Origin of the sequence: Thalassotalea nanhaiensis, from assembly GCF_031583575.1 — a bacterium.
Lineage (GTDB): Bacteria > Pseudomonadota > Gammaproteobacteria > Enterobacterales > Alteromonadaceae > Thalassotalea_A > Thalassotalea_A nanhaiensis.
Genome location: NZ_CP134146.1, coordinates 2,334,010 through 2,354,843, shown reverse-complemented (window position 1 = coordinate 2,354,843; position 20,834 = coordinate 2,334,010). Strand labels below are relative to the sequence as shown.

19 protein-coding genes and 6 tRNA genes are annotated in these 20,834 nt (G+C 38.4%); 14 read left to right on the top strand and 11 right to left on the bottom strand.

What is annotated here, in order from left to right; translation table 11 throughout:
- Positions 1 to 11 precede the first annotated feature (11 nt).
- Positions 12 to 1,130 (top strand): iron-sulfur cluster carrier protein ApbC, encoded by a 1,119-nt coding sequence (apbC, locus tag RI845_RS10375; RefSeq protein WP_348386103.1) that lies wholly within the window; start codon positions 12 to 14, stop codon positions 1,128 to 1,130.
- A 3-nt stretch (positions 1,131 to 1,133) separates the two neighbouring features.
- Positions 1,134 to 1,724 (top strand): dCTP deaminase, encoded by a 591-nt coding sequence (dcd, locus tag RI845_RS10370; protein ID WP_348386102.1) that lies wholly within the window; start codon positions 1,134 to 1,136, stop codon positions 1,722 to 1,724.
- 79 nt (positions 1,725 to 1,803) lie between these two features.
- Here the strand turns inward: dcd and RI845_RS10365 are convergent, their stop codons facing one another.
- Positions 1,804 to 2,751 (bottom strand): gluconeogenesis factor YvcK family protein, encoded by a 948-nt coding sequence (locus tag RI845_RS10365; protein ID WP_348386101.1) that lies wholly within the window; start codon positions 2,749 to 2,751, stop codon positions 1,804 to 1,806.
- A 376-nt stretch (positions 2,752 to 3,127) separates the two neighbouring features.
- Here RI845_RS10365 and RI845_RS10360 point away from each other — a divergent pair.
- The 8 genes from RI845_RS10360 (at position 3,128) to RI845_RS10325 (ending at position 6,010) form a co-directional block, all read left to right on the top strand.
- Positions 3,128 to 3,203, top strand: a tRNA-Ala gene (locus tag RI845_RS10360).
- Between the two features lie 106 nt (positions 3,204 to 3,309).
- A tRNA-Glu gene (locus tag RI845_RS10355) sits at positions 3,310 to 3,385 on the top strand.
- A gap of 192 nt (positions 3,386 to 3,577) precedes the next feature.
- Positions 3,578 to 3,653 (top strand) — tRNA-Glu (locus RI845_RS10350).
- Between the two features lie 182 nt (positions 3,654 to 3,835).
- A tRNA-Glu gene (locus tag RI845_RS10345) sits at positions 3,836 to 3,911 on the top strand.
- Between the two features lie 229 nt (positions 3,912 to 4,140).
- Positions 4,141 to 4,216 (top strand) — tRNA-Glu (locus RI845_RS10340).
- A gap of 123 nt (positions 4,217 to 4,339) precedes the next feature.
- Entirely contained in the window at positions 4,340 to 5,179 is an 840-nt protein-coding gene (locus RI845_RS10335) for a formyl transferase (protein WP_348386100.1), read from the top strand.
- 322 nt (positions 5,180 to 5,501) lie between these two features.
- A tRNA-Glu gene (locus tag RI845_RS10330) sits at positions 5,502 to 5,577 on the top strand.
- A 172-nt stretch (positions 5,578 to 5,749) separates the two neighbouring features.
- Positions 5,750 to 6,010 carry a hypothetical protein gene (locus RI845_RS10325; RefSeq protein ID WP_348386099.1) on the top strand — a complete coding sequence of 87 codons (261 nt, stop codon included), beginning with the start codon at positions 5,750 to 5,752 and terminating at the stop codon, positions 6,008 to 6,010.
- A 25-nt stretch (positions 6,011 to 6,035) separates the two neighbouring features.
- Here RI845_RS10325 and RI845_RS10320 read toward each other — a convergent pair whose 3' ends face one another.
- Positions 6,036 to 6,650 carry an arylesterase gene (locus RI845_RS10320; RefSeq protein ID WP_405054005.1) on the bottom strand — a complete coding sequence of 205 codons (615 nt, stop codon included), beginning with the start codon at positions 6,648 to 6,650 and terminating at the stop codon, positions 6,036 to 6,038.
- On the opposite strand from RI845_RS10320, the gene RI845_RS10315 reads away from it, so the two are divergent.
- Positions 6,649 to 7,371 (top strand): ABC transporter ATP-binding protein, encoded by a 723-nt coding sequence (locus tag RI845_RS10315; RefSeq protein WP_348386098.1) that lies wholly within the window; start codon positions 6,649 to 6,651, stop codon positions 7,369 to 7,371. The two genes, RI845_RS10320 and RI845_RS10315, sit on opposite strands and share 2 nt — an antisense overlap.
- Position 7,372: 1 nt before the next feature.
- Positions 7,373 to 9,877, top strand: a complete 2,505-nt coding sequence (locus RI845_RS10310; RefSeq protein ID WP_348386097.1) for an ABC transporter permease — start codon at positions 7,373 to 7,375, stop codon at positions 9,875 to 9,877.
- Between the two features lie 28 nt (positions 9,878 to 9,905).
- On the opposite strand, the gene RI845_RS10305 is transcribed toward RI845_RS10310, so the two are convergent.
- Positions 9,906 to 10,808, bottom strand: a complete 903-nt coding sequence (locus tag RI845_RS10305) for a TIGR01777 family oxidoreductase (RefSeq protein ID WP_348386096.1) — start codon at positions 10,806 to 10,808, stop codon at positions 9,906 to 9,908.
- 172 nt (positions 10,809 to 10,980) lie between these two features.
- Here RI845_RS10305 and RI845_RS10300 point away from each other — a divergent pair, with 172 nt between their 5' ends.
- Positions 10,981 to 12,066 (top strand): AI-2E family transporter, encoded by a 1,086-nt coding sequence (locus RI845_RS10300; RefSeq protein ID WP_348386095.1) that lies wholly within the window; start codon positions 10,981 to 10,983, stop codon positions 12,064 to 12,066.
- Between the two features lie 183 nt (positions 12,067 to 12,249).
- On the opposite strand, the gene RI845_RS10295 is transcribed toward RI845_RS10300, so the two are convergent.
- From RI845_RS10295 to RI845_RS10275, 5 genes are all read right to left on the bottom strand, one after another.
- Positions 12,250 to 12,675 (bottom strand): lysozyme inhibitor LprI family protein, encoded by a 426-nt coding sequence (locus RI845_RS10295; protein WP_348386094.1) that lies wholly within the window; start codon positions 12,673 to 12,675, stop codon positions 12,250 to 12,252.
- A gap of 28 nt (positions 12,676 to 12,703) precedes the next feature.
- Positions 12,704 to 13,006 carry a YciI family protein gene (locus RI845_RS10290; RefSeq protein WP_348386093.1) on the bottom strand — a complete coding sequence of 101 codons (303 nt, stop codon included), beginning with the start codon at positions 13,004 to 13,006 and terminating at the stop codon, positions 12,704 to 12,706.
- 3 nt (positions 13,007 to 13,009) lie between these two features.
- Positions 13,010 to 13,582 (bottom strand): septation protein A, encoded by a 573-nt coding sequence (locus tag RI845_RS10285; protein ID WP_348386092.1) that lies wholly within the window; start codon positions 13,580 to 13,582, stop codon positions 13,010 to 13,012.
- Positions 13,583 to 13,652: 70 nt separating this feature from the next.
- A complete protein-coding gene (locus RI845_RS10280; protein ID WP_348386091.1) occupies positions 13,653 to 14,309 on the bottom strand; it encodes a sulfotransferase in 657 nt (218 codons plus the stop codon).
- A gap of 8 nt (positions 14,310 to 14,317) precedes the next feature.
- Positions 14,318 to 15,535, bottom strand: coding sequence for a M24 family metallopeptidase (locus RI845_RS10275; protein ID WP_348386090.1), 1,218 nt, complete (start codon positions 15,533 to 15,535; stop codon positions 14,318 to 14,320).
- A gap of 156 nt (positions 15,536 to 15,691) precedes the next feature.
- Between RI845_RS10275 and RI845_RS10270 the strand changes: the two genes are divergently transcribed.
- Complete coding sequence (locus tag RI845_RS10270; protein ID WP_348386089.1) at positions 15,692 to 16,036, top strand: rhodanese-like domain-containing protein; 345 nt, start codon at positions 15,692 to 15,694, stop codon at positions 16,034 to 16,036.
- A gap of 42 nt (positions 16,037 to 16,078) precedes the next feature.
- Here RI845_RS10270 and RI845_RS10265 read toward each other — a convergent pair whose 3' ends face one another.
- The 3 genes from RI845_RS10265 to RI845_RS10255 are packed head-to-tail and all read right to left on the bottom strand — an operon-like array spanning position 16,079 to position 20,776.
- Positions 16,079 to 17,131 (bottom strand): 2-oxoacid:ferredoxin oxidoreductase subunit beta, encoded by a 1,053-nt coding sequence (locus tag RI845_RS10265; protein WP_348386088.1) that lies wholly within the window; start codon positions 17,129 to 17,131, stop codon positions 16,079 to 16,081.
- Position 17,132: 1 nt separating this feature from the next.
- Positions 17,133 to 18,989 carry a 2-oxoacid:acceptor oxidoreductase subunit alpha gene (locus RI845_RS10260; protein WP_348386087.1) on the bottom strand — a complete coding sequence of 619 codons (1,857 nt, stop codon included), beginning with the start codon at positions 18,987 to 18,989 and terminating at the stop codon, positions 17,133 to 17,135.
- Positions 18,986 to 20,776, bottom strand: coding sequence for an FAD-dependent oxidoreductase (locus RI845_RS10255; protein ID WP_348386086.1), 1,791 nt, complete (start codon positions 20,774 to 20,776; stop codon positions 18,986 to 18,988). The genes RI845_RS10260 and RI845_RS10255 overlap by 4 nt, the downstream gene beginning before the upstream one ends.
- Positions 20,777 to 20,834: the final 58 nt, after the last annotated feature.

The window sequence follows — 20,834 nt, the reverse complement described above, 5'->3', positions numbered from 1 at the left end:
AACTGGCGATTATGTTTAAAAACCCATTTAGCAGTAATAAATCAGAACAAAATGTGAGTGATAAGATCACCGAATTCCTTAATAAATATAAATCCAACCTGTTTCCAGATGGGGTATTAAAGTCAGTAACAGGGTTTAATATCACTTTAGATAAGCAAACCTACCTAATAGAGTTTACCTTACCATTTCCATGTCAGGGCGAGCTGGAAGCTATCGCTAAAGAACTTGTTACACTGTTGGATATCGACATTGAGCTTTCGTTACTGTTAGATGTTAAACCGGTGAGAAGTCATGATATCAAGGGCATTAAAAATATCATTGCCATAGCATCGGGAAAAGGTGGTGTTGGTAAATCAACAACAGCAGTAAATTTAGCTTATGCATTAATGGCTGAAGGGGCAAACGTTGGTATTTTAGATGCTGATATCTATGGGCCTTCAATTCCTACTATGTTAGGTATCGAAAACCAAAGACCATCATCAACAGATGGCAAGTTAATGCAACCCCTTAAAGCTAACGGCTTAACTGCAATGTCGATTGGTTTTTTAGTATCAGACACTGATGCAACAGTCTGGCGTGGTCCTATGGCAAGTTCTGCTTTTTCACAAATGTTGAATGAAACGGCTTGGCAAAATGATAGCTCAGCGTTAGATTACTTAATCATCGATATGCCACCCGGCACGGGCGATATACAGCTTACCCTAGCTCAAAAAGTACCGGTAGCTGGCGCAACTATAGTGACAACCCCGCAAGATATCGCGTTAAAAGATGCGGTTAAAGGCATTAACATGTTTGATAAGGTGAAAGTGCCAGTGCTTGGTGTTATTGAAAATATGAGTTATCACCTTTGTGAAAACTGTGGACATCATTCGCATTTATTTGGTGAGGGTGGGGCTAATCACATTGCAACTGAATATAAAGTTGATTTATTGGGCCAATTACCGCTTAATATCCACATTAGAGAAGACGCTGACACAGGTAAATCGTCAGTATTAGCAAATACTTCTAGTGAAATTACCAGCTTGTACCGTAAAATAGCACGAAATATGGCCGGACAATTGTATTATCAATTAGATGCAGAAAGCCCATATACTCCAGAAATTATTACTGTAAAAAATATAGAAGAATAAAACATGAGACTTTGTGATAGAGATATTATCGAATTAATAGAACAAGAAAAAATTGTTATTACACCGAAACCTGATGAGTCGATGATCTCAGGGGTAAGTGTTGATATTTGTTTAGGCCATAAGTTCCGTGTTTTTCAAGATCATACCGCACCTTTTATTGATTTAAGTGGGCCTAAAGGTGAAGTGCAAGAAGCAATGAACACTGTTATGAGTGATGAAATTCATATAAATGATGGCGACGCATTCTTTTTACATCCGGGTGAATTGGCACTTGCCGTAACTCATGAGTCAGTTACATTGCCTGCTGATATAGTAGGGTGGTTGGATGGACGCTCATCCCTTGCCCGTTTAGGACTTATGGTTCATGTAACGGCGCACCGAATTGATCCAGGTTGGTCTGGCCAAATTGTTTTAGAGTTTTACAATTCTGGTAAATTGCCACTGGCATTACGACCGCGTATGAAAATTGCAGCGTTAAATTTTGAGACCATGTCTGGCGATGCGTTACGCCCTTACAATAAACGCGTAGATGCTAAATATAAAGGTCAGCAAGGTGCGGTTGCCAGCCGTATTAGTGAAGACGATAAATCGTAGTAATTAGATCTTTTTACAACAAAGCCCATATTAATGGGCTTTTTTTATGGCTGAAATAGTTAGAATAGATACCTAAATATCATTGGTTTACTACTTTATTGTTGTTTTCATCGTTAACCGCTGCCGCTTTTGCTTCAACTAAATCAAAAGCCAGTAAACATTGTTCTAATGCGTCAACAAGTAATACTTTATCATGAAAATATTCGACCTTTTCACTAGCCAATGGTGTTTTAACAAGATCGACAAAATCAGACGTTGCCTCCATATTTTCAGTAACAACAATATCTACAGGCTGACAACCAATATTATAGGTTAACCATTCCAATCTTTCGTCGATGGTTAACTCTCCGGCAGGGCTTTGTTCTTGGGCAATATTATCAATAAATATACACTTAGCATTACAATTGGCGATAGCTTTTGAAATATCTCTTACTAATAAAGGCGGGACTATTGATGTTAAAAAGCTGCCTGGACCTAAAATTATTAAGTCAGCATTGTTAATTGCTTTTATCGTTTCTGGCAATGCTTTTACCAACGGTGCCAGCATCATATTTTTCGGCATGGTAGCCATATCATCTACAGATATTTCACCTACGCGACATCGACCTTCTGCATAAAAGGCCATCAAATCAGTTGGCGTTTCAGACATGGGTTGCACACTGGTTCTAACTCGTAATATACGCCTGATAAGTTTTATTGAATCAAGAGGTCTTGAATGAATGTCGTTCAGGGCGTATAACATTAAGTTTCCAAGGTTATGACCACTTAATTCATCATTACCATCGAACCTAAAATTAAATAATTTAGAACCTACAGAGTTTTGATCAACCAGTTGCATAAGGCAATTACGTAGATCGCCCCATGCAATGGTACTGCTTCGTCTTCTTAATTTTCCTGTAGAACCGCCATTATCAGTTGTTGCTACTACACCCGTTAATTGGTCACCTAAAAAGGATAGGGTAGACAACACACGCCCTAAACCATGACCACCACCAATGGCGACAACTTTTAATTTTTTTAATCGCATAAAATAAACATCCGAATATTAAGCCTAAAAATAGCAATACAGAAAGGCAGGCTTATTATAAAAATATAGGCCATTTTAATGTGAAAACAACAGTTTATGCTATATAAAAATTGTAATCATGGTCAGCCAAGTGTAATTAACGAATTAGATTTCCGTATGTTTAGCTTTCAAATTAATAATTAATCCCATCTTTTTGGAGTTTTTTATGCAATAAACTTGTCAAAAAACAAGCAAACCGATCGATTAATGAACGAACATACAATAAATACCACTTTTTTACGTTTTTCTTCAAAAAATAGGTTGACAGTTTTGGGATGACTGCATAGAATTCGCCTCGCTTTCAACGAGTCTAGGTCGCTCCTGAAAGTAGAAGTTTGGGGCCATAGCTCAGCTGGGAGAGCGCTTCGCTGGCAGCGAAGAGGTCTGCGGTTCGATCCCGCATGGCTCCACCAATAAACTTCTTAAGGTTTTGGCAAGAACCGACGTAAGGTTACTTACGAGATGGTATATATTTCGGTATATAACAATGCGAATGTTAACTTAATTGATAACACCAGCGTCCCCATCGTCTAGAGGCCTAGGACACCGCCCTTTCACGGCGGTAACAGGGGTTCGAATCCCCTTGGGGACGCCAATATTTTTTAAAAAGTAAGTTGTACCGTAAGGTAATATACAAGTTCTTAGTGCCAGGTGTTTTACACCGGACACAGTAAGTTTTTAAATGTATTTAACAAATTCTGCAAATAAAAGGATTGCTCAGTTGAACAAGTTCAACGTTCGCCCTAACGCAGAAACATAAAAATATATTTTTATAAACAGTTTCTGCGTCCCCATCGTCTAGAGGCCTAGGACACCGCCCTTTCACGGCGGTAACAGGGGTTCGAATCCCCTTGGGGACGCCAACTTATTTTAGATAACTTAAGTGATTAAGTTCTAGTGCCAGGTGCTTGCACCGGACACAGAAAAACGTTTAAAAGAATGTGTTACAACATTTCTGCAATAAAATAAGGTCGCTCAGTTGAACAAGTTCAACATTCGCCTTAACGCAGAATTAACAAAACATGTTTTGTAAAACAAATTCTGCGTCCCCATCGTCTAGAGGCCTAGGACACCGCCCTTTCACGGCGGTAACAGGGGTTCGAATCCCCTTGGGGACGCCACTTATTTTATCAATACAATTTATCTTAGGTCTTGGCCAGTTTGCTGGTTAAGTAGGTAGAATTCGATTTTATCGATTTCTATAGATGTGAGGATTTATCCTTACGCAAGAAACAATTTAAGATATGTTTTGAATGAATTCTGCATTTTTAAGGATTATTCAATCGGCGCAGAGCTTGATTGAATGCCAACGCAGAAACATCAAAATATATTTTGATAAGCAGTTTCCGCGTCCCCATCGTCTAGAGGCCTAGGACACCGCCCTTTCACGGCGGTAACAGGGGTTCGAATCCCCTTGGGGACGCCACTTTACAGTGATGAAAAAGCCGACGTAAGTCGGCTTTTTTGTGCCTGTTAGAAAATACCAATTAAATTTCTATAAAATTCATGTTTTAATCACTTCATATTTTTTCAGTTTAACGGTTTTATTTTGAATATTACTATTTTAGCCAATAGAGATGTTGCGAGTAACTTTGCAATTAATCTTTTGCTGCCTCGTTTAAATAAACACCATTTAACGATATTTCTTTCTACAAAAGTAGGGAAACAGACAAATAAACCCACGGCTCTTTTAGAATTGGCATTTTATGAGCAGGAATTATTTAACCAAGTATTGTCCCCTAAAATTAATGCTCAACATAGTGAACAAACCGGTTTCAAAACTTTCGAACAGTTGCATGACATTGTTGATGGCGGAGTTCGGGAGTTAAATAATATAAATACAGAAGAGGGCTTTAATCTGTTTAACTCTTCTCAACCCGATTTAGTCATATCTATCCGTTATGGGGTCATTATTAAATATAATGTTATAAATGTACCTCGTAATGGGGTTATCAACCTGCATTCAGGAATTTTGCCTGACTATAGAGGTGTTATGGCAACTTTCTGGGCGATGTATAAGAAAGAGCAACGTATCGGTATGACACTGCATTATATTAGTGATGGTACGATAGATACGGGGAGGGTGATTGATAAATCAAGCATAGATGTGAACTATCAAAAATCATATCTGTGGCATGTTCTTGAGCTTTATAAAGAAGGTACACAATTAATCATTAACGTCGTAAATAAAATAAATCAAAATTTGACAATAACCAGTTCAGCCCAAGAAGAGGGCGGTGATTATTATACATTTCCGACAACTGCTGAAATAGAGACTTTCATTAATGCTGGTAATTCCATTATTTCAGAATTAGAGGTTAATGAGTTCATTAATCAGTATTATTGCTTCAATGTTAAATTGAGTGAACTTACCCAACCTGAGCAATAGTTAGGCTTAAATGATCTTTTTTGTATTTTATGTCGAACTTTTATTGACACTCCTAACTAATCTCATTATTATGCACGCCATTGAACAGCAAGGCATTGCTTTGACGTTCTAAACAGTTTTATCTTAGGTCTTAAATCAAGCAATTGGTTAAAGAGTGTAGAAAGTAATTTCTACTAGATGTGAGGATTTATCCTTACGCAAGAAACAATTTAAGATATGTTTTGAATAAATTCTGCTTTTTTAAGGATTATTCAATCGGCGCAGAGCTTGATTGAATGCCAACGCAGAAACATCAAAATATATTTTGATAAACAGTTTCAGCGTCCCCATCGTCTAGAGGCCTAGGACACCGCCCTTTCACGGCGGTAACAGGGGTTCGAATCCCCTTGGGGACGCCACTTTACAGTGACAAAAAAGCCGACGTAAGTCGGCTTTTTTGTATCTAAAATTTGTTAAAATTAAACGTTAAATCAGATTATTCATGACAACTAAGGTCATATCCAGGCTTGTTTTTAGTATAATTTACCAGTAAATTGACTATTAGGATTTTGGTTAAGGGAGTAAAGGGCAATGACATATATCGACTACGTCATGATATTGATGGTCATTAATGGCTCACTTAGTTATTACTATGGGCGCGACAAAGTTCGTTTTCCATTAGTTGCCATATTTTTTGGTGTGATATTATCGATAATTCCACCCATTGGCATCATATATGTGACGGTTTTAATGCTAAAAAATGAACCTGTCGATGAAGAAAGAGAACGACAAAGAGAAGAAGATTATCATAAGGAATTTAAACGAACTCCTTATGTTCCAAAAGGCGATTGATTTGCAGGTCACCCCAAGCTACATGTTACATCGCATCTTCTAATATTTTCTTCATTTCTTTCGCTAACAATGGTTGCGCTTCAATGGTAGGGTGAATTCCATCCGCTTGCATCAATTCTGGATTAGCGGCAACAGATTCAACAAAAAAAGGAAGTAAGGTTACCGTGCTTTCTTTGGCTGTGTTAGCGAATACGTCAGAAAACATTTTGTTGTACCTTGGGCCATAATTGGGAGGGATGCGAATTGAAGAAAGTAAAACCTTTATATTTTTTTCTTTGGCTAATTCAATAATTTGTAACAAGTTATTTTTAATTAGCGCTGGTGGAAAACCACGTAAACCATCATTTCCACCCAATTCGATCAGCAAATAATCAATGTTGTTTTTCTCTAAAATGCCCGGTAGCCTTGCCAATCCTCCACCGGTGGTTTCGCCACTGATGCTGGCATTAAGGATGCGATAATTGGCTTTTTCTTGTTCTAACATATTATTTAGTAACATTACCCAGCCATCTTTTTCTTGCATCCCGTAACTAGCACTGAGACTATCACCTAAGAGTAAAATAGATTGTTGAGCCAGTAGAGAATTTGAAAATGTACTGGTTAACATGAACAATAATGAAAGAGTTAATTTTTTAAGCATGAATACAAAACCTGAAATAATATTAGAATGTCGCGATGTTACTAAATCAGTGAAGACTGCCAGTAATAACCGTGATGAAAAATCATTAACTATCCTGAAAGCAATTAACTTACAAGTCAAGTCAGGAGAAAGTATTGCCATCATTGGCGCTTCCGGATCAGGAAAAACCACGCTATTGTCACTTTTAGCGGGCTTAGATTTACCTAGTTCAGGAGAAATATACCTAAACGGTTTAGCGTTGCATACGTTCGATGAAGAACGTCGCAGTAAAGTAAGAGCTGATCATGTTGGCTTTATCTTTCAGTCATTTTTATTAATAAACAGTCTAACTGCACTTGAAAATGTCATGTTACCGGCGGAACTTGCCAATGATACTAATGCAAAAGAAAAAGCGATTGCAATGCTTGATAAAGTAGGACTTGCCGATAGAATTGAACATTACCCTGGTCAATTATCTGGTGGTGAACAGCAGCGAGTGGCAATTGCTCGTGCGTTTATCTCTAACCCTGCTATTTTATTTGCCGATGAACCTACCGGTAATTTAGACAGTAAAACAGGTGTGAAAATTACTGAGCTGTTGTTTGAGCTTAACCAACAGCAGGGCACAACATTAGTTTTAGTTACCCATGACTCTAAATTAGCACAACGCTGTGAAAGACAGCTTACTATGCAAGCAGGCGAGTTTTTTAAGCCGAGAATAGCTGTAGCAGAGGTAGGCTAACATGCCAATATGGGTTAAACAGTCTTTACGACTATTCAGACATGAACTTAAACGCGGTGAATTAACCATAATTTGTCTGGCGATTATATTAGCTGTAGCAACAGTGTTTTCGTTGTCAGGGTTTTCACAGCAAATACAATCTGCATTGATTAATGAAAGCAATAGCTTTATTGCCTCTGACAGAGTGTTGCAATCTTCGCGTCCTGTAGATGATGAAATACTGATAAAGTCGAAAGAATTACACTTAGACAATGCACAGGTGATGTTATTTTCATCCATGGTATTTGCTGGTGATGAGATGCAATTGGCATCAGTTAAAGCAGTAAGCAATTCATATCCGCTTCGGGGAGAGTTATTAATTAATGACCCTGTAAACTCTAATGTGTTAGCTAAAGGCGCTCCTGCTATAGGGACCGTATGGGTTCAACCCTCGTTACTTGAAAAGCTTTCAACAAAGGTTGGTGACAAACTTGAACTTGGCGCAGCAGAATTCACCATTGCAGGTACGATAAATAAAGAGCCTGACGCATCATTTAGTGTATTCACCCAAGGACCTAGGGTATTTATAAATTATCAGGACGTTGAAGCTACACAAGTTGTTCAACCGGGAAGCCGATTAACATACCGATATTTATTTGCAGGTAGTGAGCAGGCAATAGAGCAATACGAACAATGGATAAAACCAAAAGTTAGTGAAATACAGCGTTGGTATGATGTTAAAGGCCAACAAACTCCTTTAGCTAATGCATTAACTCGAGCTGAAAAGTATTTATCATTGGCCAGTATGCTCGGTATTATTCTGGCTGCCGTTGCTGTATCAGTTGCCAGTAGACGATACGGTCAACGTCACCAACCAATGGTAGCAGTATTCAAAGCAATGGGCGCAAATAGAGGGCACATACGAAACTTATATTTATTGCATTGGACCAGTTTATCTCTGTTCTCTATTACTATCGGTTTAGCAATTGGTTTTGGTTTACAAACTATTGGTTTGTCGTTAATGGCGGATTATTTACCCACAACCAATGAAAGTATATCGTCATATCCATTAATTATTGCCACAGTAACCGGTATTATCAGCGCTTCAGCTTTTGCTATTACGCCGATGAAAATGTTGATTTCTACGCCAGTATTAGCGGTTATTCATGGCTTCGATAACATCGATACCAAAAAATCCATTATTGCTAATATTCCTCCGTTTATAGCTATTTTTGCGTTGCTCATAATGTTCAGTGGTGACTGGGTTCTATCTTTGGCGTTAATGGCAAGTGGTGGTGTTATTATTGCTATTTTATTATTGCTTGGTCGTTTATTAATAAGTACAGGACGAGCAGTTGGCAGTCAGGCTGGACAGTCTTTTCATTTAGCAATGGCGAGCTTAAAGCGCCGTGGTAAACAAAATAATGTGCAGCTGGTGAGTTTTACCATTGCGATTAATCTATTGTTATTGATGTTGGTAGTACGTAATGATTTGATTAATGAATGGCAGGCTCAACTTCCTGTTAATGCGCCTAATCAGTTTTTAGTCAATATAAGTAAACCGCAAGTACCACAAGTAGAGAGTTTTCTTAATGAAAATGGCATGAGTGCCAGTGACTTGTACCCCATTGTTAGGGGCAGACTCACCGCGATTAATGAAGAGAAGCTATTAAAAAGAGCGAGTAAAGAACAAACAGATCGAAGCGATCAAGGTAGGCAAGGCATTGGTCGAGAATTGAATATGACTTGGCATTCTGTTTTACCAAAAGAAAACGATATTATAAAAGGGCAATGGTTTGACCCTAATGATGAGTATGCACAGGTCTCTATAGAGTCGAAGCTTGCTGAGCGTTTAGAAATAAATATTGGCGACCAGTTAAGTTTTCAAATTGGTAGCGAACAAATTAAATTACCAGTTACCAGTATCCGTGAAGTAAATTGGCAGTCAATGCAGCCAAACTTTTATATGATTTTCTCGGATAAGGTTTTGAAAGATTTCCCTGCAACTTATATTGCAGCAATGCATGTACCGACAGATAAACAACGTGCGATGCAGACATTCTTATCTCAGTACCCAACCATTACTGTCATAGATGTACAGGCTATGATCAGTCAACTACGTTCGGTAATAGACCAAGTATCCCTGGCTATCGAGTTTATTCTTGCTTTAGTGGTTCTTGCCGGCTCGTTAGTTTTAGTTGCCCAAGTACAGGCTAGCATGGAAGAGCGTGAAAGAGAGTTAGCCATTTTAAGAACCTTAGGCGCAAAAGGCAGTTTATTAAAAGGGGCAACAGTACTCGAGTTTGTTGTTTTAGGTGCTATTGCAGGTTTTATGGCCAGCATTGCTATGGAAATAGGGGTGTATGTTATTCAAACTCAAGTGTTTGATATGCAACCTTCATTGCATCTTTTTTATTGGTTTGTCGGCATTGGTTTAGGTGCTTTATTTGTTGGCTTGGTTGGATTGTTCTCCTGTTGGCGATTATTAAATTTGTCCAGTTTAACGCTTATAAGACGCACTTTATGACACGATAAATTACTAAATTGGCTTAGTATTATTTACCATGCAGATCGGCAAAGGCAATATTGATATTTGGGTAGCTAAACTTAAATTTCTCTGATAACAGTCGTTCAGGTAATACGTTTTGCCCGTAGAGTAATAAATCAGACATTTCTCCAAGCAGCAACTTTAATGCAATGGCAGGTACAGTTGCAAAGCTTGGACGATGTAAAGATTTAGCCAATGCCTTGGTAAATTCAAGATTTGTGACTGGTTTGGGGGCTGTTAGGTTAAATGGCCCCTGACAGTTTTGGTTGTTTAATAAAAACTCTATGCCGTCCACCATATCTTCGATGTGGATCCATGACATATATTGATGTCCTGTAGATATTTTGCCACCTAAACAGAGCTTAAATGCTGGTAGCATTTTGCTTAATGCACCGCCAGAGCTGGATAAGACTATACCGGTTCTGAGAAGACAAACCCGACTTCTACCGCTTGCTAATAATGCTTTGTTTTCCCACACTTTACATATTTTGTGGCTAAACTCTTCATTAATGTCTTTATAGTTTTCATTAATCTCAGTATTGCCTTGTCGACCATAATAACCAACCGCAGAGCCTGAAATAAATACTTTGGGCGGATTTTCTGCTTCATTAATTAACTGGCTCAGTTTGTTGGTTAATTTCCACCTGCTTTGACAAATTGCACGCTTTCGTTTTAGTGTCCAGCGATTGTCAGCAATAGGCTCTCCTGCCAGGTTTATAACAGCATCAAACTGTTCTATTGCTATTTGGTCAGTGAGGTTAGCAATAAAATTAATGTTTGGTGATGTAGGGAAGAGGTTTGCAGATTTATTAGGATCGCGCGTTAACACAACAAATTTATATTTGTGATGATATTTAGTGATAAAAGCCGAGCCAATGAGACCCGTGCCGCCCGTCATTAAAATTTTCATAAATTATTTACAATTACTAAAAATGCCCCTCATATTAATGATAGTTCAAAGCGAGCAAAAGAGACGAATGTTAGCCAAACGCTAAGTATATTGAGAGCCTAATATCAACTAAGAGTGTAAATATTGACATTATTTGCTATCTTAATGAAATATAAAAATAAAGAGATTTCTCATGGACTTATCAATCAAAAACACTGGGGTAGTTAAAGTATTAATTATCTTGGCCTCTTTAGTTATCATTATGGCTGGTATTAAAACAGCAAGTAGCATATTAATCCCGTTTTTACTTTCCTTATTTATTGCCATCATGTGTAACCCCGTGATCAATAAAGCCGAGCAATATAAAATCCCAAAAGGTGTCGCTATTATTTTGGTTATCGCTATTTTTGGCGCTATTGGTATGTCTTTGGCTAGTTTAATTGGTAACTCATTAAATGAGCTATCTGCGGTTATGCCGGAATACAGAGCTCAGCTGACTCATGATTTTGCCGGATTAATTGACAAATTGGCCGATTACAACATTGTCGTGTCTTCTAAAATATTAATGCAATATTTAGATCCTGCCGCCGCAATGGGGTTTGCCGCCGATATGTTATCGGGTTTTGGTAATATTATGGCCAATTTATTTCTGATCATTATTACTGTGGTCTTTATGCTTTTTGAAGCGCCAAGTATTCCTGCAAAACTACACTTGGCACTTAAAGATCCACAAATGAAGATGCAACAAATTGATAAATTCCTTAATTCAGTCAATCAATATATCGCTATCAAAACATATGTGAGTATTGCCACCGGTTGCTTGGTGGGCTTTATGCTGTGGGCAATTGGTTTAGATTTCTTTATATTGTGGGGGGTTTTAGCATTTTTATTTAATTATATTCCTAATATAGGCTCAATAATTGCCGCTGTCCCCGCAGTGTTATTGGCATTATTGCAACTTAATCCTTTTGCCGCAGCGATGATAGGCGCTGGTTATATGGTGATTAATACCGTTATGGGAAATATGGTTGAACCACGATACTTAGGCCGAGGTCTGGGCTTATCAACGTTAGTGGTGTTTTTATCATTAATATTTTGGGGATGGTTATTAGGTACCGTTGGAATGCTATTGTCAGTTCCCCTTACTATGATCATAAAAATTGCACTAGAGGGCTCAGAGGAAACTAAATGGTTTTCAATTATGCTTGGCGATGAAAGCCAAGCTGCCGATGAATTAAAAGAACAGCAAGCGCAAATACAGCTAAAAGAAGGCCAATAACACATATGGTGATTATGATATTGCTACTGATTCATGTGACTTCTATCATCGTTTGTTACTTTTTAGCGAAATGGCAACATAAAAAAGCGAGATATTGGGCTGTGATGGGGGCAGTTTTAGGGCCGTTAGCATTACCTTTTCTGTTATTTACAAGGGCTGTAAATAACAGAAATAATAAAGGTATTAGTTAATTTCATTCAACAATTGCTTTAATCGCTGTTTAGTGAGTTGAACAAAGCAGCTTTTATATTCAATAGCCGCACCAGAGCCAGGCATCATTGCTTGGTAGCGATATTGGCAGTTAGCTTCTCGATAAGATGCAAACTCATCTAAGCTAAGGTTAAAGGCTTTTAATGCATCATCTCTGCCAGTGACAACAACCAGCTCTTCAAGTTGAGTAATTCGTTGCTGAACATAGTAATTAAACTCTTGATTAAGATTTTTTATTTTAATGTCTAAACATTGAGATAGAGCAACTTGATTATTTGTACTTTGTTGGCATTGCTTAATTGGATAAGTTGGATCGGCTTTTAATTGAACACTAAAGGTCGTTAATGGTAAATAAGCCAGTGAAAAAAACAACTTCACAATAATAGTGCTTTTCATCATTAATGACCTTATTTTTGAGGTTTATTTACTAGGCAGGTAAAACCTTCTTATAAGGTTTTACCGTTACTTTACTGTATACTCCAGCTGCAACATAAGGGTCTGCATCAGCCCAATTTTGAGCATCGTCTAAACTATTAAACTCTAGAATTAATAAAGAACCCGTGAAGCCTGAAGTACCAGGATCTTCACTGTCAATTGCAGGGCATGGTCCGGCAACAACAAGACGCCCTTCGTTTTGTAACTGCTTCAAGCGAGCTATGTGCTGGTCTCTAACACTTAATCGACGCTCTAACGAATTAGGTACATCTTCACTGTAAATTACATACAACATAGTTTATTTCTCTATTTTGTCTTGGTTGACATTTTCTGTTTCAGTTTCTTCTTGAGGAATATGTTTATATATCGACATTATTGAAACAATCGCAAAAGCAAAGGTTAAACCTGTTAAGCCAAATACTTTAAAGTTAACCCATGTTTCTTGATCAAAGTTAAAGGCAATGTATAAGTTTAAAAGGGCACAAGTAAAAAAGAAGCCAACCCATGCTAAATTAAACTTACTCCAAACAGCATCTGGCAACTTAAGTTGTTCACCCATGAAACTTTCCAAAAGATTCTTGTTAAACGCATATTTACTGACTAACAGCGCGACACCAAAAAAGCCATTAATGATGGTAACTTTCCATTTAATGAAGGTATCGTCGTGGAAAAATATAGTTAAACCACCAAATACGGCAATTAACCCAAAGAAAATCCAATGTCTATTTAAAATTGGTTTACCAGTCGCCTTCATAACGACTAAGTGCAATGCAGAAGTGACGATCAATGCTCCGGTGGCAATAAAAACATCAAACATTTTATAAAAAACAAAAAATACGATAAGCGGGATATATTCGAAAAAAGCAACCATTTGGCTAGATACACTCTAAAATTAAATTAGCTTTATTCTAACTAATCTTAATAGAGCTTACTAGGAAGATTTAATCAAGATAACCAGCTTTAATATCATCAAGAATAGTTTTATCGATACGACCCTTATTGGTTGATTCAATTTTATTAGGGTGTTTAATGTCTTTCCAGGCGGTAACTTTGCCGCCAATGTTAATCTTTATGAAGTCATTTTCACTGGCGGGTAAATTTAAAAACGCTAGTAAGGCTTGATAGCTGCCTTTTGCTGCAACATTTAAATGTAATAAATCATCAGGGCGATCATGAAAATAGTGTTCAATATCTTGTTTGTGGGTTAAGTAACAATTCCTAAGAAACTCATCATCATTTAGTTGTTCAATACTAAAAGGAGCAAAAATACTGGTGTAACTTTGTTTTATTATTGGGTTGAAGCCACCATCTTCTCGTGTAACGTTAGTATGCATTCTTAACAATAATTGTTTTATTGAAGGGAGCCAGTCTGCTAAATCTCGCTCAAGATAAATAAATCTTGAGTTTGGAAACGCTAAATCGAGCGCTTTAAAGTGATAAAAAACAGGGGCATCTGCAATAACCTGCGCTTGAGATAAGCAATTATTGGTATAGCAGGTATGTGCTACCTTAAAGCCTAAATCTAGCATGGCGACACAAGTACTTGTAGTCGCCGTACGAGGTAAACCAATAATAAATATTTTACCTTGAGAATTCATAAATAGTATTAAGCGTTATAACCAAAGGGATCATCAATAGAGTGGGCTGGTTCGGTAAACCATTTAGGACCATTTTCGGTCATATAAAAATGATCTTCATGTCGAATGCCAAACTCGCCTGGAATACAAATCATTGGCTCATTGGAAAAACACATACCAATGGCTAAAGGTGTTTTATCGTTTAACACTAAATACGGCCATTCATGGATATCAAGTCCAATGCCGTGTCCTGTTCGGTGCGGTAGACCTGGAATATTATAGTCAGGACCAAAACCAACACTGGCAAGATAATCTCTAGCAGCTTTATCGGTATTCTCACAAGGCTGGCCAAGCTCTGCCGCTTCAAACGCTAAACGTTGTGCTTCTTTTTCATTATTCCATACTTGAGTTTGTCTAGTGCTTGCAGTGCCGTACACATAGGTACGGGTAATGTCCGAGTTATAGCCTTCTAATTGACAACCTGTATCGATAAGAACGACATCATTTAACTCTAATGATTTAGGTGTCGCTACGCCGTGAGGATAGGCTGAATCTTCACCAAACAGTACAATACAAAAATAAGAGCCTGCTGGGGCACCAACTCGTTTATGAGCTTCATTGATGAACGCTTCTACTTCTTTCGTAGTAATGCCTTCATGTAATATTCTCGCTGCAGCTTTATGCACTTCTAAGGTCATGTCTTTAGCTCGTTGTAATAAGGCAATCTCTGTTGCCGTTTTACGCATTCTACAGCCAGCGGTTACTGCTTTAGCATCAATTAAGTTAAGTTGTGGTGCAGCATTCTTTATGCCATTGGCGATAAAAAATGCAGTAGATTCATCAATAGCTACGTTACCGGTTGTAATATCCATTGCCGCCAACGTTAGGGCAAAAGTTTGATAAGGGCTGACGTGTTCATGCCAACTACTGACCTGACCTTTAATGATCATAAACTGTTCAAGGGTACTAATTTCAAAGTGCGGGGCAATATATACTATCTCACCACTGGCTGGAATTATTGCTCCAACCATACGTTCTGAAGCATACCAACGAGTACCGGTGAAATAATAAAGGTTCGTCCCAGCATTGATATAGGTTGCCGCAATATTATTTTGCTGCATTATCTGCTGGGCTTTAGCGATACGTTGTTGATATTCTTCAGCCGAAATAGGCTGAATGTCAGCGGTCATATTCGTTAATTTTTTTAACTCTTCAGATGCGGTTGAACCGCCAATGCCGTTGTTCATGATAGCTTGAAATTCCTGTGAATTATTGATGAAAAGAAAGTAGCGCAGAATTACCTGTTAATAAAGTAATTATTTATTATAATGCCGAAAAGTTATACCAAGTTCATTCAGTAATTGGTATTTGGTGTTAAGTAGTAATAAAAAACAGGATTTTTTATGTTAAAAACCATCCCTGAGTTATTAAAAGAAGTTAGTAAAAATATTAGAAAAATAACTGCCGAACAGGCTCGTATTGAATTGTCAGAAAATAAGGGCTTACTTATTGATGTAAGAGAGCCTGCTGAATATGCTACTGGCTCTGCAACCGGTGCTATTAACATTCCTCGTGGTTTATTAGAGATGAAAATACTGGAGCTGGTAAAAGAAGAAAACACAGCTATTTATTTACACTGTGCTTCTGCTGCCAGAGCAACGTTTGCTGCTGAGTCTCTAATGCGAGTAGGTTATACCAATGTTAATGTGATCAGCTGTAAGTTTGATGTGATCGCAAAAACAATCTAATTCATAAAGCTTCAAGTGAAATGCTTGAAGCTTTAATCTCCTTTACCTGAAACTATCGTTAATTGTTCCTAATACACGCTCTCCCGGGCAGAGTAGGTCTTGTTTAACTTGATTCATTGGCGTATCAGCAGTGTCATTCAATTCATGGAATGTGCTTGCTGTTGGGTCTAAATAAAGTAAACCCGTTAAAATTTCACCTCGTTCTTTATGCTCTTCAACATCGGTCATCGCTTTCAATCGGTTTGATGTGTCATAATCTTTATCAAGTTTATGTATTCGCATTAAAGAGCCATCATGTAAACAAATATCTTCAAATTCGCCTTCTGGGGTTTGTGCTGTGATTTCTTCTTTAGTCGGGACAAAATCTGTCACAGCTCCTGTTGTCACATGTTCTTGTACATAATCGTAAGAGCGGGTAGAACCAGGATGATTATTAAATGTTACACAAGGTGAGATAATATCGATAAAGGCAAAACCTTGATGGGCAATAGCTGCTTTGATAATTGGTATTAATTGCGCTTTATCACCAGAAAAACAGCGTGCAACAAACGAAGCACCAAGTTGTAAAGCCATAGTACACAAATCAATGTCATTGAATAAGCTAATATCTCCAGTTTTATTTTTAACGCCTCGATCAGAGGTGGCAGCCAGTTGACCTTTGGTTAAACCGTAAACGCCATTATTAGCAACCATATATACCATGTTTAACTGACGTCTTACGACATGGGCAAATTGACCTAAGCCTATAGATGCGCTGTCTCCGTCCCCGGACATGGCTAAATAAGTTAGATCTTTATTAGCTAAATTTGCACCGGTAGTGACAGATGGCATTCTGCCGTGCACAGTATTAAAACCATGGGAGTTATTTAGAAAGTAATTTGGTGCCTTAGAAGAGCAACCAATACCGGACATTTTTGCAATTTTATGTGGCTCTATCGACAGTTCAGCACATGCATGAACTATGGCTGATGAAATAGAATCATGACCGCAACCCGCACATAGGGTGGATATAGCGCCTTCGTAATCTCGATACGTTAACCCCAAGTCATTTACCGGCAGCGATTTATGTTTAAATTTAGATTTTGCAAAGCTCATATTACACTACCTCCTGGTTTGGTATTTGCTGTTCTATAACATGAATAATGTCAGAGCTAATTTGGTTTGCCGTTATCGACAACCCGTCAAAACACAGCACCGAAGCTAAGCGATTAGGATCTATATTTAACTCAGTAGAGAGTAGCGTTTTCATCTGGCCATCACGATTTTGCTCAATAACAAAGACTTGTTCATGCTGCTCTATAAATTTTTCTACTTCTGAACCAAAAGGGAAACCTTTAATACGCATTGAATCTACAGGAATTCCCTGTTTTTGCAGTAGGTGCTTTGTTTCGCTAATCGCCTGAGTTGTTGTGCCATAGTAAATTAGACCTATTTGCGTACTTTGCAGTCCTGTTGATATTTCCGCTTTAGGGATTAAGGTCGCGGCAGTGGCAAATTTTCGCTGCAAACGTTCCATATTCTCTACATAGTCAGCGGATTTTTCTGAATATACGGCATCTTTGTTTCTTGATGTTCCTCGGGTAAAGAATGCGCCTTTATTAGGGTGAGTACCCGGTAGCGTTCGATAACATATGCCATCACCATCAACATCACGATAGCGGCCGAAACTTTCCATATTATCTAACTCTCGAATAGATAAGACTTTGCCTAAATCGTATTTTTGTTTGTCATTCCAAATAAATGGTGCAGATAAATGATCGTTCATACCGAGGTCTAAATCGCTCATGATGATCACCGGTGTTTGCAACCTATCGCTTAAATCAAAGGCTAGGGCACTGTGTTCAAAACACTCTGCTGGCGAGTCTGGGAACAACAGAACATGTTTTGTATCGCCATGAGAAGCGTATGCACAAGCTAACACATCAGATTGCTGTGTTCTTGTTGGCATTCCTGTTGAGGGACCCGCGCGTTGTATATTGATTAACACCACAGGGATTTCAGCGAAATAGGCCAATCCTAAAAATTCAGCCATTAAAGATATTCCAGGCCCACTTGTTGCGGTAAATGAACGAGCGCCATTCCAACCGGCTCCAATTGCCATACCTATTGCAGCTAATTCATCTTCTGCTTGTACAATGGCAAAATTTTTCTTACCTGTTGCCGGGTCAATTCTTAAACGCTGACAGTAACTGGCAAACTTTTCAACGACAGAGGTAGAAGGAGTAATAGGGTACCAACCCACAACCGTTGCGCCTCCATAAACTGCACCTAATCCCGAGCCAGTATTGCCGTCTACCATAATTCTATTGCCAATAAGATCTCGGCGTTCGACTCTATAATTTAACGGACAAGAAAAGTGGTTAGTTGCATATTGAAAGCCAAGCTCTAACGCATAAACATTTGGCGTAATAAGCTTCTCTTTACCTTTAAACTGATCGCCAACTAAGGTTTTTAACACACCAAATTCAATATCGAGCAATGCTGCTAAGGCACCAACATAAATTACATTTTTGAATAATTGTCGCTGTCTTGGATTTTGGAACTCTTTTAAACATATAGCTGATATTGGTATGCCAAGATAATTTATATCATCTCTTAATAATTGCTCTGGAATTTGTTTAGAAGAATCAAAGAGTAAATAGCCACCAGGGGCGACGTCTTTTATATCTGCGACAAAACTTTGGGCATTCATGGCGACAATTATTTCTGTTTGTCCACCGCGACGGCCTAAAAATTCATCTTCATTAATACGCACCTCATACCATGTTGGTGCACCTTGTATATTTGAAGGGAAGATATTTTTAGCACTAACCGGTATTCCCATGCGCATAATTGCTTTCGCAAACATGTTATTAGCACTGGCTGAGCCAGTACCGTTAGTATTGGCAAATTTGACCACAAAATCGTTAATCGATGTTTTCGTGTTTACTGTAGAGGTATTATTGTTAATCATTTTATTGTCGCCTCTATGTTATCAAGGGTAAGTTTTTGCATGTCCCATGCCCCGGTAGGGCAGCGCTCTGCACACAAACCACAATGTAGGCACATGTCTTCATCTTTCACCATAATATTGCCGGTTTTGAGGTTGTCCGAAATAAAATAATCTTGTTCATCTGTTGCTTTATCAACTTTTAACTTACCTTTTAACAGCTCTTGTTCAGGCGTGTTGGTATCTTTTATATCAGCAATAAAGTTGATGCAATCAGTTGGGCAAATATCTTCACAAGCAGAACACTCAATACAGGTGCTTTCGGTAAATACTGTTTGCACATCACAATTTAAACACCGACTGGCTTCTTCTAACGCTAATTTTTCATCAAAACCAAGTTCAACTTCTGTTGCCAGCTCTTTAACAGCTTCCTCCCAACTAATATGCGGTACAAGATTGCGGTTATCGTGATCGATAATATTGGTATAGCTCCACTCATGCATGCCCATTTTTTGGCTGACAAGATTGAACTTACTGTCTGGTCTTTTGGTAGGAGTTTTACCTTGGCAAAATAAATCGATAGAAATAGCGGCTTTATGACCATGGGCTACGGCGGTAATGATGTTTTCCGGACCGTAAGCTGCGTCGCCACCAAAAAACACTTTTTCAATACTCGATTGCAACGTTGCGTCATTTAAACAAGGTTGATCCCAGTCATTAAAATCTAAACCAATATCTCGTTCTATCCATGGGAAAGACGTGTCTTGTCCTATTGCAACTAAGACTAAATCACACTCGGCTAATAATGTTTTTCCAGTGTTTTTGAGTACGCGTTTACCGCCTCTGTCATAAAACGATTCAACTTCGTCAAAAAGTACGCCTTTTAACTTACCATTTTCAATAACAAATTCTTTTGGGGTATGGTTAACGATAATGTCGATACTTTCGGCTTTAGCATCTTCTTTTTCCCAGGGCGATGCTTTCATTGCTTCATAACTTGAGCGCACAATAACTTTTACATCTGTTGCGCCAAGTCTTTTTGCAGTACGACAACAATCCATCGCGGTGTTACCGCCACCGAGGACCACAACTCGCTTGGGGGCCGAATCATTATGGCCAAAACTGACATTTGATAACCAATCAATGCCAATGGCAATTTGTGCTTTGGCTTCTTCGTAACCGGGAATGTTTAACGCACGACCTTTAGGGGCGCCAGTGCCAACAAATATCGCATCATAATTACTTTGTAATAGCTTATGCAGGCTGGTAATTGGCGTGCCAAAGTGAGTTTCAGCACCCATATTAAGGATGTAATCAATTTCTTCATCAAGTACAGTTTCAGGTAATCTAAAGGCGGGTATTTGACTACGCATCATACCTCCGCCTTTAAAATCGCGATCAAAAATCGATATACGATAGCCTAAGGGTAGTAAATCTCTGGCGACAGTTAATGATGCGGGTCCAGCGCCAATTAGGGCTATATGTTTGCCATTATTTTCACTGGGGACTTTTGGTAGTCGTTCGGTAATATCATCTTTATAGTCAGCGGTTACGCGTTTTAACCGACAGATGGCAACAGGCTCTTCTTCGACTCTGCCACGCCTACAGGCTGGCTCGCAAGGTCGGTCACATACTCGTCCTAAAACGCCTGGGAAAACATTAGATTGCCAATTAAGCATATAAGCATCGGTGTAGCGTTTGTCAGCAATGAGGCGGATGTACTCAGGAACAGGTGTGTGAGCGGGGCAGGCTTGTTGGCAATCAACTACTTTCATGTAATGGTCGTAGTTTGATACATCAGTCTTTTTCAAAGTAACACCATAAAGTTAATAAACTGTTACTTATAATGTACACAATTATTTCAAATAA